We start from the raw sequence: 14,715 nt of genomic DNA on the forward strand, positions 1-14,715 counted from the left end.
TGTATTTCTCGTGTCACAAGTCGCTACACAGTCGCGAGTGATGTCTATTACAATAGTCCAGACAATCTTAACAATGGATGTTAAAGGATGACAGAAGTGGTTACCGCATTTACCCGCAATACACTCAGGCTCAGTCTGGCTTTGTTTGTGATCATCGTGCTACTGATGGCGGCAGATGTTGTGGATGACTATCAAGAGGGGCAGAGCTGGTTGCACATTAGCATGGAGTTAATGGTGGTTTTGCTGTCACTGTGCGGGATTTTCTTGCTGGGGCTAGACTACTATCGGATTACCGAGCGCAATTTTGCGCAACTACATGTGAACTTGCAGCACGCACAGGCTGAGGCAGTGCATTGGCGCACACAAAGTCGCAGCCTGATGCAAGGTCTGGGTCTGGAAATTAAAAAACAGTTCACACTATGGGGCTTGAGTCGAGCCGAGGCAGAAATAGCATTGCTTATGCTTAAAGGTTTTAGTCATCACGAAATTGCTGTGTTGAGGCAGTCCAGCGAACGTACCGTGCGAGAGCAAGCGAGAGCGGTATACCGCAAAGCCGGGTTAACGGGTAAAGCAGAGTTGTCTGCTTTCTTTCTCGAAGAATTGCTGTTACCGGGCGAGGAAATGGCAAATCGCTTAGAATAACGCTTATGCGTATTGAAATTTCAATTTCTGATCAATCACTCTCGTTGTTTAACGACTTGGGGCAGTTGGCCGTACGGTATGCCATATCCACAGCCAGTAACGGGATTGGCTGCGAAAAGAACAGTGGCTGTACGCCGTTGGGTCAACACATTATTCGTGCCAAAATAGGTGAGGATGCGCCTGAAAATACCGTATTCGTTGGGCGCAGGCCAACCGGAGAAATCTTTACACCTGAACTGATGGCACTGTTTCCTGAGCGTGACTGGATTTTAACCCGCATTTTGTGGTTGAGCGGCACCGAAATCGGGAAGAACCGTTTAGGTAATGTCGACACCATGCAACGTTATATCTACATTCATGGTGCCCCCGCCTCTGCAGAAATGGGCAAGCCAGGTTCGCATGGTTGCATCCGTATGCATAACACTGATTTGATTGATTTGTTTGAGCTGGTCACGGTAGGCACGCCGGTCAATATTGTTGATGGTTGATCCGGCATGATCAAACGGTTGATGGCTCTTTTTCCGGTGTTGTTCGGGGTGCTGCTGATCACCTTCGCCTTGTTGCACCTGGTGCCGGGTGACCCCGTCGATGTCATGCTGGGTGAGTCGGCCAGCCAGGCGGACCGTACAGTATTGCGGGAAACACTGGGATTGAATCAAACATTGCCAGAACAGTTCGCGCACTATCTTCAGCAACTATTACAGGGTGACCTTGGCCTCTCCATCCAAACCAGAACGCCGATTACACAACTGCTGATACAAGCATATCCAGCAACGCTGGCTTTGGCGGCCACGGCACTGATCATTGGCGTACTGGTGGGGGTGCCATTGGGCATTGCCTCCGCGCTTAAGGCCGGTGGCTGGCTGGATATTCTGGTTACCCTGTTCAGTATCCGTCTGGCCGCAATGCCTGCATTCTGGCTGGGCCCAGTCTTGATGCTGATATTTGCCATTTGGCTGGGCTGGTTGCCTGTGAGTGGCATGGATTCTCCTGTGGCGATTATATTGCCGGCCTTGACCTTGGGGCTTGGTTTGAGTGCCATTTTGACCCGTATGACCCGTATCAGTCTGCTGGAAGTGCTCAATGAAGATTACATTCGTACTGCACGGGCTAAAGGCTTAAGTGAGCAGGCTGTGATGTTTAAACATGCCTTGCGGGCTGCGCTGTTGCCCTTGGTGACCATCATCGGCTTGCAAATGGGCAGTCTGCTGGCTGGCGCTGTCATTACAGAAACCATTTTCAGTTGGGATGGCATTGGTAAACTGCTGGTGGAAAGCATAGAGAAACGCGATTACCCTGTCACTCAGGCTTGCGTGTTGGTGGTGTCACTTAGCTATGTGCTGGTAAACCTGTGTACCGATCTTTTGTATCGCTGGCTTGATCCGAGAACCAGAGGTGCAGGATGAGGCTAGCCTCTATTTGTATTTTAGCTGTCTGGTTAGTGGCTGTAGTGTTTGGCCGTTGGCTGGGAATGTCGCCCAATCACATCGATTTAAATGCCATTCTGCAGTTGCCGGATGCCCGGCACTGGTTGGGCACTGATGATTTGGGGCGAGATATTTTAGCCAGAGTGTTGCATGGGGTTGAAGTGTCACTTTCTGTAGCGATGATGGTGACCGTCATCACCATGGCAATCGGCGTCTCGATTGGCTTGCTGGCTGGGACGCTAGGGGGGCGGCTGGATAGCAATCTGATGCGGCTTACTGATGTATTTCTGGCGTTTCCCGGTATGCTGCTTGCCATCGCTTTTGCAGCGGTGTTGGGGGCAGGCATCAATAATCTGATGCTGGCTTTGTGTATGACTGGCTGGGTCAGTTATGCCCGCTTGTCACGAGGACAAGCACTCGCGTTGCGCGCACGACCACATGTGCTGGCAGCTTTTTCATTAGGTGCAGGACCCGTAAGAGTGATGTACAGGCATGTGCTGCCGTTAATGCTTTCACTGCTGCTGGTGGAGGCCACTTACAGCATGGCCAGTGTCATGATTGCCGAAGCCTCATTATCATTTCTTGGCTTGGGCATACAGCCGCCGCAAGCTTCATGGGGCGCGATGCTGCGAGATGCTGTACGCTTTATGCTGGTAGCGCCGCATTATGTGCTGGCGGTCGGCTTTTGCATGATGAGCCTGATTTTGGCCATCAATCTCGGTGGCGACTGGTTGCGCGACAGGCTGGATGTGCGCAGTGAAGGGCAGCTATGAGCAAACACTATCGTTATTACGACCTCATCATGGCGGCCTTTGTCTGTGTGTTGGTCTGCTCCAACCTGATCGGCCCGGCCAAAGTCACGCAAATCGAGGTGCCACTACTGGGTACGCTGACCTTCGGTGCCGGGATACTATTTTTCCCCATCAGTTTTATTTTTGGCGACATTCTCACTGAAGTGTATGGCTATGCCGCCAGTCGTCGCGTCATCTGGGCCGGATTTGCCGGGTTGGCCTTTGCCAGCCTGATGGCGTGGATGATTGTGGCGTTGCCGTCCGCGCCCTATTGGCACAACCAGCACGAATACGAAGTGGCTTTTGGCAGCACCTGGCGCATTTCGCTGGCCGGGCTGGTGGCCTTTGCCGTTGGCGAGTTCGTCAACAGTTATGTCATGGCTAAAATGAAAGTCATCAGTGCTGGCAAACACCTGTGGCAGCGTACTATCACCAGTACCGTGTTTGGCGAGGCGGTAGATACGCTGATGTTTGTGCCGCTGGCGTTCTGGGATACAGGTATCATTCCCAATGATAAAATTCCGCTGATTATCATGGCGCAAGTCATCGGCAAGATTCTGGTAGAAGTGGTGTTGACGCCGGTCACTTATACAGTTGTCGCTTTCCTCAAACGGGCAGAAAACGAAGACTATTACGACCACAATACTGACTTTAGTCCATTTGCCTTACGTTAGGGGATGGGGCTTGTGAAAAAGTCCCGATTCTTTTGTTTATGGTTCAGGGTTAAGATGCTGTTTTTCAAAATTTATTGTTAGTACATTTAATTCGCAGAGGGAGAGATGGAAATGGATTTAAGCACGCAGTTACCAATGTTGATAGGCATGGTGGTGGCCGGCTTGCTGTTGTTGCTGGTACTGTGGATCATTTTCTTGCGTCGTGTCGTGCCCACTAATGAGGTGCATATTGTGCAGACCGCTGACCAGAGCCGTTCTTATGGCACTGGATTGCAATACGGCAATACTTATTACGAATTCCCCATCTGGATGCCGGTGTTGGGCGTTTCCGTCTCCCGTTATCCGGTGTCAGTGTTTACTGAAGAGTTGATTGATTATGAAGCCTACGATCAAGGCAGACTCCCCTTTGTGATTGATGTCAAAGCGTTTTTCAGAATCGAAGACAGTAACGTGGCTGCCAAGCGGGTAGCGACTTTCGATGAAATGCGCAAGCAAATGAATGCCATCTTGCAAGGCTGCATACGCTCGATTCTGGCCATGAATGACATCGAAACCATCATGCAAGACCGCGCCAAATTTGGCGAAGAGTTTACCAGGCAGGTAGATGACAACCTTAAATCCTGGGGGGTGGTGACTGTTAAATCAGTGGAGTTGATGGATATCCGTGACTCGCAAGGCTCCAATGTGATTAAAAACATCATGGAGAAGAAAAAATCCGAGATTGAAATGCAGTCGCGCATTGAAGTCGCCGCCAATAAACGTAAAGCCGAGATGGCCGAAATTGATGCCAGCCGCGATGTCGAGCTGCAACGCCAGGTCAGCCAGCAGCAAGTTGGTTTGCGCACGGCAGAAAAGGAGCGTGAAGTCGGTATTGCCAAAGAGCAGTCGGTGCAAAGCATTAAAGAGCAAGAGCGTATCACCAAAGAAAAAACCATGGCGGTAGAGCAAGTGGCACAAGTCAAACAGGCTGAAATCAACAAAGAAGTGCAAATCGTCAACGCCAACCAGCAAAAGGAAACCGCAATTATTAATGCCGAAGCCGAACAGGCCACTGCATTGATTAACTCCGAGGCAGAAAAACAATCCGTGATGATTAAGGCCGAAGGCGAGAAACAATCCACGATGGCGATAGCCGCCGGTTTGAAAGAAGCCAAAGTGCTGGAGTCCAAAGGCATAGAGGCCGAAGGGCATGCCCGTGCAGAAGCAGCCAAAGCCATGCAGTTGGCCTCGGTGCAAGCCGAAATCACCCTGGCGGAAAAAATTGGTGAAAACGAAAGCTACCAGAAGTATCTGATTTCGCTAGAGCAAGTCAAAGTCATGGGTGAAGTTGGCAAAGAACAAGCCAAAGCGCTGGAAAAAGCCCAGGTCAAAATCATTGCCAATGCAGGCGGCACGGTGAGTAACGGCATTAGCAAGGTGACTGATTTGTTTAGCGCCAACGGCGGTACACAAATGGGCTCTATGCTGGAAGCGCTGGCGCAAACTGACGTCGGCAAGAGCGTGTTGAGCAAAGTCACAGGCGGTACGCTAGCCGACGCAGACAAAGCGGATTAAGCGTTTATCATTTGAATTGTTGCTAGGCACTTTTGCCCTTGCACTGTATAAAGCAGGCATCACGTGAAAGTGCCTCTTATTTTTAGATTATCGGAACCCCATTGAACCTGATTAACTGGTACGAAAAAAACAAAACCCAAGCCGCCGACTGGCAATCCGAGGCAGGCAATCCGCCGCCTAAAGCAGTGGTGATTGCAGATGACACTACCAAAGCTGATGAGGCCTACCGATTGGCCTGTGAAGGTACTGCCTTGCTTTATCGCGGTGACTTTCAAAATGCCAAGCAACTGTTGCAAGCCATTACCCGCCGCGTAGACCGCAAACCGGTAAAACCAGCCGCTACCATGTTGGAAGCCTTTCACCAGCACCGCGCCCGTCAGATTGGTCGTGCCAACATCACCAATAAAGTTCTCATCGAGCTCAAATACGGTCAATGTGACTTGCCGCGTGCACCTGACGTCAAAGCTGCGGTACAAGGCGCGCTGATTGTCGATGAAAAAACTGAAAAATTACCAGCACGTCTGGTGCTCTCCTTGCGCGAATTGCTTGGCATGGTAGGGGCGCACGAGTGGCGTAAAAAAGGGGTGCCGATTGACGCACTCAATACCAATATCCACGCCCACTATGGCGTGTATTCACCGGTGCGCGGCGAGTATCTTGAACTGATTGATCAGGCACCACTCAATAACCCGCAAGTGGCTTGGGATATTGGCACGGGCACTGGCGTGATTGCAGCCACGCTGGTGACGCGCGGTGTCAAGCAGGTCATAGCTACAGACAACAGTCCGCGTGCACTGGCATGTGCAGCAGAAAACGTGCAGCGGTTAAACATGCACAGTAATATTCAGGTATTACAATCGGATTTGTTTCCGGAAGGTCAGGCCGATTTAATTGTATGCAATCCGCCCTGGTTGCCTGCCAAGGCCAACGCACCGATTGAGCATGCTGTGTATGACCCTGAGAGTAAAATGCTCAAAGGATTTTTAAACGGCGTGAAAGCACATTTAAATCCTGGCGGTGAAGCCTGGCTGGTGATGTCTGACCTGGCTGAGCATATTGGCTTGCGCGCCCCGAATGATTTGCAAAGCTGGTTTGCTGAAGCAGGATTAAATGTGGTTGAGCAACTGCAAGTTGCCCCCAAGCATGCCAAAGCCACTGATCAGTCCGACCCCCTGTATGCTGCGCGCGTAAAAGAGGTGACCAGTCTTTATCGTTTAATATGTAATTGATCGTTGAAATTTAGGAATCTGTAATGTCTTTAGGTCCCGTCATGCTGGATGTCCTTGGCAAGGAATTGACTGCCGATGATATCCGCCGTTTGCAACATCCGCTGGTGGGCGGGGTGATTTTGTTTGCACGCAATTTTGAGAGTTGCGCGCAATTGAAAGCGCTGACCGCCAGCATTCATGCCGTGCGTCAGCCACCCTTGCTGATTGCGGTAGACCATGAAGGCGGTCGTGTGCAGAGGTTCAGGGAAGGCTTTACCAAGATTCCGCCCATGCGTGAATTTGGACATATTTGGGATCAGCATCCGCGGAAGGCTAAAGAGTTGGCCATAGAAGCTGGCTACGTGCTCGGTGCCGAATTGCGGGCGCATGGGGTGGATTTCAGTTTTACACCGGTGCTGGACATGGACTATGGCGACAGTCTGGTGATTGGAGACCGCGCTTTTCACCGCGATCCGCAGGCGATTAACGAACTGGCCTTTAGCCTGATGCAGGGCCTCAAAAAAGCAGGTATGGCCGCCGTTGGCAAGCATTTTCCCGGCCATGGATTTGTGGTGGCAGATTCGCATGTGAGCATTCCGGTCGATGAGCGTGAGTTTGACCAGATTGCACAGAATGACATGCAGCCGTTTGTGCGCATGATAGACGAGGGCTTGCATGCCGTAATGCCTGCGCATGTCATTTACCCCAAGGTGGATGACAAACCGGCCGGGTTCTCGCCGCGCTGGTTACAGAAGGTCTTGCGAGAGCGTATGGGCTTTAATGGAGTCATCTTCAGTGACGACCTGAGCATGGAGGGCGCGACAGTGGCTGGCGACGTTACCGCACGCACGCTGGCGGCGCTTAACGCAGGTTGCGATATGATTTTGCTGTGTAATCGTCCAGATTTGGCCGATGAGTTGCTCGCAAATCTGGACTGGAAAATTTCGGCGCAAAGCATCGCTCGTCTGGCGCGCATGCATGGTGGCCACCATCCGGCTGATATGGTGGCGCTACGCGAATCTGTGCACTATGTAGATGCGGTGAAGCGGGTGGGTCAAGTGGGCCAGAAAGAGTCTGATTTGTTTGCCTAATAGGTATCTGCAACACAATTGTCACATTTTAATGCTTGAAACTTTAGTCAATAATCATTATCTTAAAGCGTGTAGCTATTTGGCTATTTTTTAAAAGAGGAAAAAGTAATGTCTGATATGCAAGTACTAGGTCGCGAGAATAACGTTTCTGACGCGCAGAACCGAGTGTTGCGCAATACCTATGCGTTGCTTGGTTTAAGCATGATCCCCACCGTGATTGGTGCTTACGTGGGCTTACAAATTAATTTTGGTTTGATGGCGGCGCATCCATTTATATTTGCCATCGGCTTTATGGCTGTCATGTTCGGTATGTTCAAACTGATTGCTGTTAACCAGAACAGTGGTTTGGGTGTATGGTTATTGTTAGCCATGACCTTTGTATTCGGTGTGATGTTAGGCCCGATTCTGCAGCATGCACTGCATTTGCGTAATGGTGCCGAAATTGTAGGGTTGGCCGCAGCGGGAACAGGCATTACCTTTTTAAGTCTGGCTGGCATTGGTTCATCCCCGGCACGTGATTTCAGTGGTATTGGCAAGTTTTTAATGATCGGTCTGATTTTAGCGATTGTGGCTGGTTTGGCTAACCTGTATTTCCAGATCCCGGCGCTGTCATTGGCAATTTCAGGTGTTTCAGTGCTGATCTTCTCTGGTTACATCTTGTACGACGTTAACCAGATTGTACGTGGCGGTCAAACCAACTACGTGATGGCAACGTTGAACCTCTATCTGGATATTTATAACTTATTTGTTAACCTGTTAAATATCTTGCTTTCTTTATTAGGCAATCGAGACTAAAACAGGCAAGCGAAAATAAGTCGATTTGACTTTAGCCATACAACAAACCCGCCGATTCTGGCGGGTTTGTTGTATCTGGGCTTTACTCTACTTGGTCGCGTCAAGAGATGGCGTCAAATTTCTGTTTTTCTAATCGTCGTTGACGAAAAAAGTCGCTGAGCAGTTTCCCACACTCATGAGCTAAAATGCCATGACTCACAATGCAGTGATGATTGAGTTTTTGTTCTGCCATCAGGTCGATGACACTGCCACAACAACCAGTTTTGTGATCGCTGGCACCATAAACCAGTCTGGCAATACGTGCATGCTGAATTCCGCCAGTGCACATTGCACAAGGTTCAAGCGTGACATAAAGTGTGCAATCCACCAGCCTGTAGTTGTTGAGGTGATGTGCTGCCTGGCGTAGCGCTTGAATCTCAGCATGTGCGCTCGGGTCATTGAGACCAATCGGTGTATTAAATCCGCGTCCAATCACAACACCATCTTTTACTACAATCGCACCTACTGGAACTTCTCCAGCTTGTCCGGCTTGTTGGGCAAGCGTGATGGCCAGCCGCATAAAGTCTTCGTCAGTGGTGTGCATTATTTCTGGCTGCTCTTGTCGGCGATGCGTATTAAAATATAAACCAGCCCCATGATGAAAGCACCTGCCAGCCAGATGCCGATTTCCTCATAGGTGGGCGTGGCATCTTGCACTGGCAGGACAATCAGTTTGCGCAGAAACATCACCAACACCACTTCAACAAAAGTTTCTACCAGGAGTTTATGTCCGCGCAGGTAGCGTATTTCGGCGGAAATCAGTGCTGAGATGGACCACAGCAGCATGAGCGTGCCCAGTGCGTGTAAAAAACCATGCACCAGGTTGTGGGCATAGGCGGCTTCTTTGACATCCAGAAAAAATAGCCAAGTGAACATGATGACTGAAACCGCTAAGGCCAAACCAATGATGATATGGGCAAAGCCGTTCAGCCATAACATGGCATTGATCGCCAGTCGGTTAAGTGGAGCAAATTTTTCAGGCAGTTGTTCTTGCGACATGCGATTTCCTGTGGTTGCTGCAATCCTTGTTATGATAAATCATCTGACCAGTAATTGCTCCAGCGACAGTTGGCAAAGGTGCTTGAGCAGCCACTGCATAGCTTTACCCATGTCGGTTTGCCTTTGTTGGCGCCAGGCGATGAAAACGGGTCCGAGCGGCTTGGGCTCGGCCACTTGCTTGATGACAAGCAACCCTTGACTGGCAGCTTGAAGTGCCATGTTTTTTGGTAAGTAACCAATAGCCACCCCGGAAATCTGTGCTTGCAGCTTGGTTTGCATGTCGGGCACCGTCAAAATATCCTGTCCTGAAAGGATGCCAGAGGTTCTGGGAGGCAGGTTACGTGAACTGTCGGCGGCTGCTACGGCGCGGTATTGCACGATATCGTTCGCGCTGAGCGGCTCATGCATGTTGGCTAAGGGGTGGTGCGGTGCCACAGCAAATACAAAATCCAGTTGTCCGAGCAGGTGGGTGCTAAAGCCGCCGCCTGGCGGTGCGTCTCCAGGGGCGCCTATCGAGATGTCGGCGCGGTTGGATTGCAGTACATCCCAGCTCCCCCCATAGACTTCACGCAATAATTTCACCCGCGTACCCAACCCCTGTGCGTAGAATGCTTCCAGCAGGTCCAGTATGGGTTTGAAGTTGAATAAATCACTGACTGCGATGGTGATGTCTGTTTCTACACCGGTTGCCACCCTGCGTACCCTGCATTCCAGTGCTTGTGCCGCATCAAGCAGGTAACGACCTTCTTTGAGTAGCTCTGCGCCTGCTTCCGTCAATGCTGCGCGGTGACCGCTACGGTCAAACAAGGTAATGCCCAGGTCTTCTTCAAGTTTGCGTATCGTATAGGTGAGGGCAGATGGGACGCGGTAGAGCGATTCTGCGGCTGCAGCGAAGCTGCCCTTGCGGTCAATAGCGTCTATGACCTCAAGCGCTTCGATACTCAGTTTAATGGCCATGCAGGTTCTTCAAAAAAATTGAACAATTGATGCAAAATCTTTTGCTATCACTGATTGAAAGTTATCCATATCATACACTTAACTTTTCAGCAGGAGTGAACAACATGGTCAATATTCGCACGTCTGCATCGCGTGGATACGCCCATCATGGCTGGCTTGAGAGCTACCACAGTTTTTCCTTTGCTGGCTACTATGATCCGGCGCATATGGGCTTTTCGGTGCTACGCGTGATTAACGACGACAAGGTGGCGCCTGCAAACGGATTTGGCATGCACGGGCATCAGGATATGGAAATTATCACCTATATGCTAGCTGGCGAGTTGCGTCATGAAGATAGCATGGGGAATGGCTCTGTAATTCGTGCCGGTGATGTGCAGCGCATGACTGCCGGAACCGGAGTGCGCCACAGTGAAATGAATGCTTCAAGCCAAAGCACCGCCCACTTGCTGCAAATCTGGATTATCCCTGAAACCAACGGCCTGCCGCCAGGGTATGAGGAAAAAAACATTCCACTGACTGAGAAACAGAATCAGTGGCGTTTGATTGCATCGAGAGATGCACGCAACCATTCGCTGCTGGTACATCAGGATTTATCACTCTATACGACGGTTCTGGATGCAGAAAAACAGTTGTCTTTGCATGTGCAGCCAGGCAGGGTTGCTTATGTGCATGTTGCACGTGGTAGCGTAAACGTGGATGGTCAGTCATTGCAGGCCGGCGATGCATTGATGATAGATGCATCGGTCAACCTGAAGCTTGAGGCGCTGGCGGAGGCTGAGATCTTGTGGTTCGATTTGCCGGGTTCTTTGATGAATTGATTTTTTATTTGGTTTGAAGGGGAGTTTTTATGACGCAGGTAGCAGTGGTATATCACAGTGGCTATGGCCACACAGGCGAACAGGCCAAGGCGGTTGCACGTGGCGTGACCAAAGTGCAGGGCGTGACCGTGCATTTATTGAATGTAGACGAGGCGCAACAGCAGTGGGAGTTGCTCAAAGCCAGTGACGCGATTATTTTTGGTAGCCCTACCTATATGGGCTCCGCCTCGGCGCAGTTTAAAGCTTTTATGGATGCCAGCTCCAAAGCCTGGTATATCCGTGACTGGAAAGACAAGATTGCTGCCGGCTTTACCACTTCTGCCAGCCAGAGTGGCGACAAGCTCAGTACATTGGTACAACTGGCAGTATTTGCAGCACAGCATGGCATGATTTGGGTAGGACAAGACTTGCTGCCGGGGAACAATAACAGCAAAGGCTCTGTCAACGATTTGAACCGTTTGGGCAGCTTTTTGGGTGCGATGGCACAAGCCAACTCCGATGAGGGGCCTGATGTTGCGCCTATCCAGAGTGATTTGCTGACTGCCGAACATCTGGGTGAGCGTGTTGCCAGCATCGCCAGGCGTTTTGCAGCTTAATTTTAAATAGAAATAACAAGTGGAGAATCAAATGAAAAAAACATTGATGTTGCTGGCTTTACTGGCGACAAGCCAGGCATGGGCTGCGACCGAGACTTATAATATTGATGCGACGCACAGTTTTGCAAACTTTAGCATTCGTCATGTCGTCTCTAAAACCTCTGGCACTTTTAATGATGTTACCGGGGTCATTACGCTGGATCCGGCTAATCTAAATACGGCTTCAGTGCGTGCTGCGATTAATGTCAGCAGTGTGAATACAGGGTTTGGCAAACGTGACGAGCATATCAAGGCTGATAAATATCTTGATGTCGCCAAATATACCCAGATTCAGTTTGAAAGTACCAAAATCACGGCGAGTAACCAGACGCAGGCAGTCATGCAAGGCAAGTTGACCATGCATGGTGTGACCAAGCTGGTAGATATTCCTGTAAGGGTGTTGGGGTATGGTGCTGACCCATGGGGTGGGCAGCGTGCAGGCTTCGAAGGGCGTATTACACTCAAAGCCTCTGACTACGGCTTTGGCTGGGCGACCGGCGCCAGCGCCCCAGTGGGTGATGATATTGAAATCACCCTGCTGATTGAAGGCGTGAAAGCGAAATAATCTATGGAGAAAAATATGGCATTGGATTTATTTTCACCAGCAACGCTGGGTGCAATTGCTCTGAAAAATCGTATAGTGATGGCCCCGCTCACCCGCAACCGCGCGGCTGAAGGGGGTGTTCCGCAGGCGATGAATGTCACGTATTACGAGCAGCGCGCAACAGCCGGTTTAATTGTGACCGAAGCCACACCGATTTCACCCATGGCGCATGGTTATCCCGCACTGCCGGGAATTTATACTGATGCACAGGTTGCGGGCTGGCGAAAAGTGACCGATGCCGTGCATGCCAAGGGTGGGAAAATAGTCATCCAGTTATGGCATGTAGGCCGTATTTCTCACCCGAGCCTGTTGCCGAATGAAGCCCTGCCAGTGGCGCCCTCAGCGATTAAGCCCGCCGGCAAGGCCTTTACTTATCAGGGCCTGGTAGACTTTGTGACGCCACGTGCACTCGATGCCAATGAGTTGCCGGCTATTGTGCAGGATTATGTGCATGCAACCGAATGTGCCATTGCCGCAGGGTTTGATGGCGTAGAAGTGCATGCCGCCAATGGTTATCTGCTTGATCAGTTCCTGCGAGACGGCACTAATCACCGTCAGGATGCCTATGGGGGTACGGTTGAGAATCGCATGCGCCTGTTGCTGGAAGTAGTGCAGGCAGTTGTTGATACGGTGGGTGCTGACAAGGTGGGTGTTCGCTTGTCGCCGGTGAACCCTTTTAATGACATGAAAGATAGTCAGCCGCAAATCACTTTTAACGCAGTGGCGCAGGCACTTAATCGCTTTAACCTGGCCTATTTGCACGTGGTTGAAGGCGGCATTCATGGCGGTGGCGAGGCGGAGCCATTTGATTTTGTTGCAATGCGCAAGTTGTTCAAAGGTGCGTATATGGCGAACCTCGGTTATGACAAGGCACGTGGCAATGCTGTGATTGCCAGTGGCCATGCGGATTGTGTTGCGTATGGCGTGCCGTTTATTGCCAACCCTGACCTGGTTGCCCGATTTGCCACAGATGCACCTCTGAATGCCGCTGATGCCAACACTTTTTACGGTGGCAGTGAGCAGGGTTATACGGACTATCCATTTCTGGCATAATAAATAAGCGGTTACTTTGGTGACCGCACTTGCCGCTCACGGTGTGCAGGCGTAAAATTCGCGCAACGCGAATCTCTACCTTTCCACGCCACTGCGCACTGTGAGTTTAATTTCTGCATGACAATCACTTCAGCACCTCTTTCCTACCAACAGATTTCGGGTCGAAAAACCATCATTGCCAACTGGAAAATGCATGGCAATCTTGCGCGCAACCAGCACCTCGTTGAAAAGTATCTCGACGGATTGCAATCATTGCATGCCAATGTCGTGGTGTGCGTGCCTTATCCCTATCTGGCGCAAATTCAGTCATTTTTGCAAGGCACGCATCTCGCTTGGGGTGCGCAAAACGTGGCCAAGTTTGAAGAGGGGGCCTACACCGGCGAGGTGAGCGCTGAAATGTTGCGTGACTTTGGTGCGCAATATGTGATTATTGGACACTCTGAGCGAAGTACCGCTTATTGCGAATCTGACGAAAATATTGCGGAAAAATTTATGATGGCCAAGCGCCATGGCTTGACGCCAGTGTTGTGTGTAGGGGAAACCTTGCTTGAGCGCGAGGCAGGTGTGATGGAGAGGGTGGTTGGCCGGCAGCTGGAAACCATTGTCAGATTGTTTGGCGGTGAGGCGTTTGCAGATACCATTGTTTCGTATGAGCCGATCTGGGCGATTGGCACCGGCTTGGCAGCCACCGCGGAGCAGGCGGTGGCCATGCACCAGTTTATTCGCGATACGATTGCCGGGGCCAGTAAATCTGCAGCCGCATCGCTAAAAATCCTCTACGGGGGCAGCGTAAACCCGCAAAATGCGATACAATTACTGCATCAGAAGGAAATAGACGGTGCACTGGTTGGACGATGCTCGCTGGAAGCTGGGCAATTTATAAAAATTTGCCAATCAGTCCCCTCTTGATAGCGAAAACGCCAAAAGCTGGCTCGTTATTACAAATTAATGGATTAAAAAAGTTATGGAAAACGTCATTCTCGTCATTCATGTGTTGGCTGCTGCTGCAGTGATTGGCTTGGTCTTGTTACAACACGGCAAGGGTGCAGACATGGGTGCTGCATTTGGTAGCGGTGCATCAGGTAGTCTGTTTGGTGTGTCTGGTTCGTCAAACTTGCTCAGTAAGCTAACATCAATTTTTATTACCGTATTTTTTGCAACCAGTTTGACTTTGGCCTTTATGTCCAGTCATCGGGTGTCTACAGGGAGCGTAGTTAAATCTGCGGTAACTCAAGAGGCGCCAGCAACGGCAGTGTCGACAGAATCTGCCAAGCCGGTTGAAAATACACCTAAAGATATTCCTAATTAATTTTCAGCCGTCGTGGTGGAATTGGTAGACACGCTATCTTGAGGGGGTAGTGACGAAAGTCGTGCGAGTTCGAGTCTCGCCGACGGCACCAGTGATGAACTCTTTGCTGAGAGATTGGT

18 protein-coding genes and 1 tRNA gene are annotated in these 14,715 nt (G+C 50.5%); 16 read left to right on the top strand and 3 right to left on the bottom strand.

Going from position 1 to position 14,715, the window contains the following annotated elements:
- Positions 1–87: 87 nt before the first annotated feature.
- The 9 genes from Q9291_RS07145 to Q9291_RS07185 all read left to right on the top strand — a co-directional run bounded on the left by Q9291_RS07145 (position 88) and on the right by Q9291_RS07185 (position 8,182).
- Positions 88–642, top strand: a complete 555-nt coding sequence (locus Q9291_RS07145) for a helix-turn-helix transcriptional regulator (protein ID WP_306389343.1) — start codon at positions 88–90, stop codon at positions 640–642.
- Between the two features lie 5 nt (positions 643–647).
- Positions 648–1,130: a L,D-transpeptidase gene (locus Q9291_RS07150; protein ID WP_306389344.1), complete on the top strand. Its 483-nt coding sequence runs from the start codon at positions 648–650 to the stop codon at positions 1,128–1,130.
- 6 nt (positions 1,131–1,136) lie between these two features.
- Positions 1,137–2,048 (top strand): nickel ABC transporter permease, encoded by a 912-nt coding sequence (gene nikB, locus Q9291_RS07155; protein ID WP_306389345.1) that lies wholly within the window; start codon positions 1,137–1,139, stop codon positions 2,046–2,048.
- The gene (locus tag Q9291_RS07160) at positions 2,045–2,842 is read left to right on the top strand and encodes an ABC transporter permease (protein ID WP_306389346.1); all 798 of its coding nucleotides are present in this window, start codon (positions 2,045–2,047) and stop codon (positions 2,840–2,842) included. Before nikB ends, Q9291_RS07160 begins: the two co-directional genes overlap by 4 nt.
- Complete coding sequence (locus Q9291_RS07165; RefSeq protein WP_306389347.1) at positions 2,839–3,534, top strand: queuosine precursor transporter; 696 nt, start codon at positions 2,839–2,841, stop codon at positions 3,532–3,534. Before Q9291_RS07160 ends, Q9291_RS07165 begins: the two co-directional genes overlap by 4 nt.
- 111 nt (positions 3,535–3,645) lie before the next feature.
- Positions 3,646–5,088: an SPFH domain-containing protein gene (locus Q9291_RS07170; protein ID WP_306389348.1), complete on the top strand. Its 1,443-nt coding sequence runs from the start codon at positions 3,646–3,648 to the stop codon at positions 5,086–5,088.
- 101 nt (positions 5,089–5,189) lie between these two features.
- Entirely contained in the window at positions 5,190–6,317 is a 1,128-nt protein-coding gene (locus tag Q9291_RS07175; RefSeq protein ID WP_306389349.1) for a methyltransferase, read from the top strand.
- Positions 6,318–6,340: 23 nt separating this feature from the next.
- Complete coding sequence (gene nagZ, locus Q9291_RS07180) at positions 6,341–7,387, top strand: beta-N-acetylhexosaminidase (RefSeq protein ID WP_306389350.1); 1,047 nt, start codon at positions 6,341–6,343, stop codon at positions 7,385–7,387.
- 108 nt (positions 7,388–7,495) lie between these two features.
- Positions 7,496–8,182 carry a Bax inhibitor-1 family protein gene (locus Q9291_RS07185; RefSeq protein ID WP_306389351.1) on the top strand — a complete coding sequence of 229 codons (687 nt, stop codon included), beginning with the start codon at positions 7,496–7,498 and terminating at the stop codon, positions 8,180–8,182.
- A 100-nt stretch (positions 8,183–8,282) separates the two neighbouring features.
- On the opposite strand, the gene tadA is transcribed toward Q9291_RS07185, so the two are convergent.
- From tadA to Q9291_RS07200, 3 genes are read right to left on the bottom strand one after another with little or no spacing between them, the layout of a single operon-like run.
- On the bottom strand, positions 8,283–8,765 hold the full coding sequence (tadA, locus tag Q9291_RS07190) for a tRNA adenosine(34) deaminase TadA (protein WP_306389352.1): 483 nt from the start codon (positions 8,763–8,765) through the stop codon (positions 8,283–8,285).
- On the bottom strand, positions 8,765–9,220 hold the full coding sequence (locus Q9291_RS07195) for a phosphate-starvation-inducible PsiE family protein (protein WP_306389353.1): 456 nt from the start codon (positions 9,218–9,220) through the stop codon (positions 8,765–8,767). Before Q9291_RS07195 ends, tadA begins: the two co-directional genes overlap by 1 nt.
- A 39-nt stretch (positions 9,221–9,259) precedes the next feature.
- Entirely contained in the window at positions 9,260–10,177 is a 918-nt protein-coding gene (locus tag Q9291_RS07200) for a LysR family transcriptional regulator (RefSeq protein ID WP_306389354.1), read from the bottom strand.
- A 104-nt stretch (positions 10,178–10,281) separates the two neighbouring features.
- Between Q9291_RS07200 and Q9291_RS07205 the strand changes: the two genes are divergently transcribed.
- The 7 genes from Q9291_RS07205 to Q9291_RS07235 all read left to right on the top strand — a co-directional run bounded on the left by Q9291_RS07205 (position 10,282) and on the right by Q9291_RS07235 (position 14,687).
- On the top strand, positions 10,282–10,995 hold the full coding sequence (locus Q9291_RS07205) for a pirin family protein (RefSeq protein ID WP_306389355.1): 714 nt from the start codon (positions 10,282–10,284) through the stop codon (positions 10,993–10,995).
- A 29-nt stretch (positions 10,996–11,024) separates the two neighbouring features.
- Positions 11,025–11,591 carry a flavodoxin family protein gene (locus Q9291_RS07210; RefSeq protein ID WP_306389356.1) on the top strand — a complete coding sequence of 189 codons (567 nt, stop codon included), beginning with the start codon at positions 11,025–11,027 and terminating at the stop codon, positions 11,589–11,591.
- Between the two features lie 31 nt (positions 11,592–11,622).
- Positions 11,623–12,195, top strand: a complete 573-nt coding sequence (locus Q9291_RS07215) for a YceI family protein (protein WP_306389357.1) — start codon at positions 11,623–11,625, stop codon at positions 12,193–12,195.
- 15 nt (positions 12,196–12,210) lie between these two features.
- Positions 12,211–13,287 (top strand): alkene reductase, encoded by a 1,077-nt coding sequence (locus Q9291_RS07220; protein ID WP_306389358.1) that lies wholly within the window; start codon positions 12,211–12,213, stop codon positions 13,285–13,287.
- 117 nt (positions 13,288–13,404) lie between these two features.
- Positions 13,405–14,196, top strand: a complete 792-nt coding sequence (gene tpiA / locus Q9291_RS07225; RefSeq protein WP_306389359.1) for a triose-phosphate isomerase — start codon at positions 13,405–13,407, stop codon at positions 14,194–14,196.
- A 55-nt stretch (positions 14,197–14,251) separates the two neighbouring features.
- Positions 14,252–14,596: a preprotein translocase subunit SecG gene (secG, locus tag Q9291_RS07230; RefSeq protein WP_306389360.1), complete on the top strand. Its 345-nt coding sequence runs from the start codon at positions 14,252–14,254 to the stop codon at positions 14,594–14,596.
- Between the two features lie 6 nt (positions 14,597–14,602).
- Positions 14,603–14,687, top strand: a tRNA-Leu gene (locus Q9291_RS07235).
- The last annotated feature ends 28 nt before the right edge of the window (positions 14,688–14,715 follow it).

The organism is Methylophilus aquaticus (assembly GCF_030769565.1).
GTDB classification, from domain to species: Bacteria; Pseudomonadota; Gammaproteobacteria; order Burkholderiales; family Methylophilaceae; genus Methylophilus; species Methylophilus aquaticus.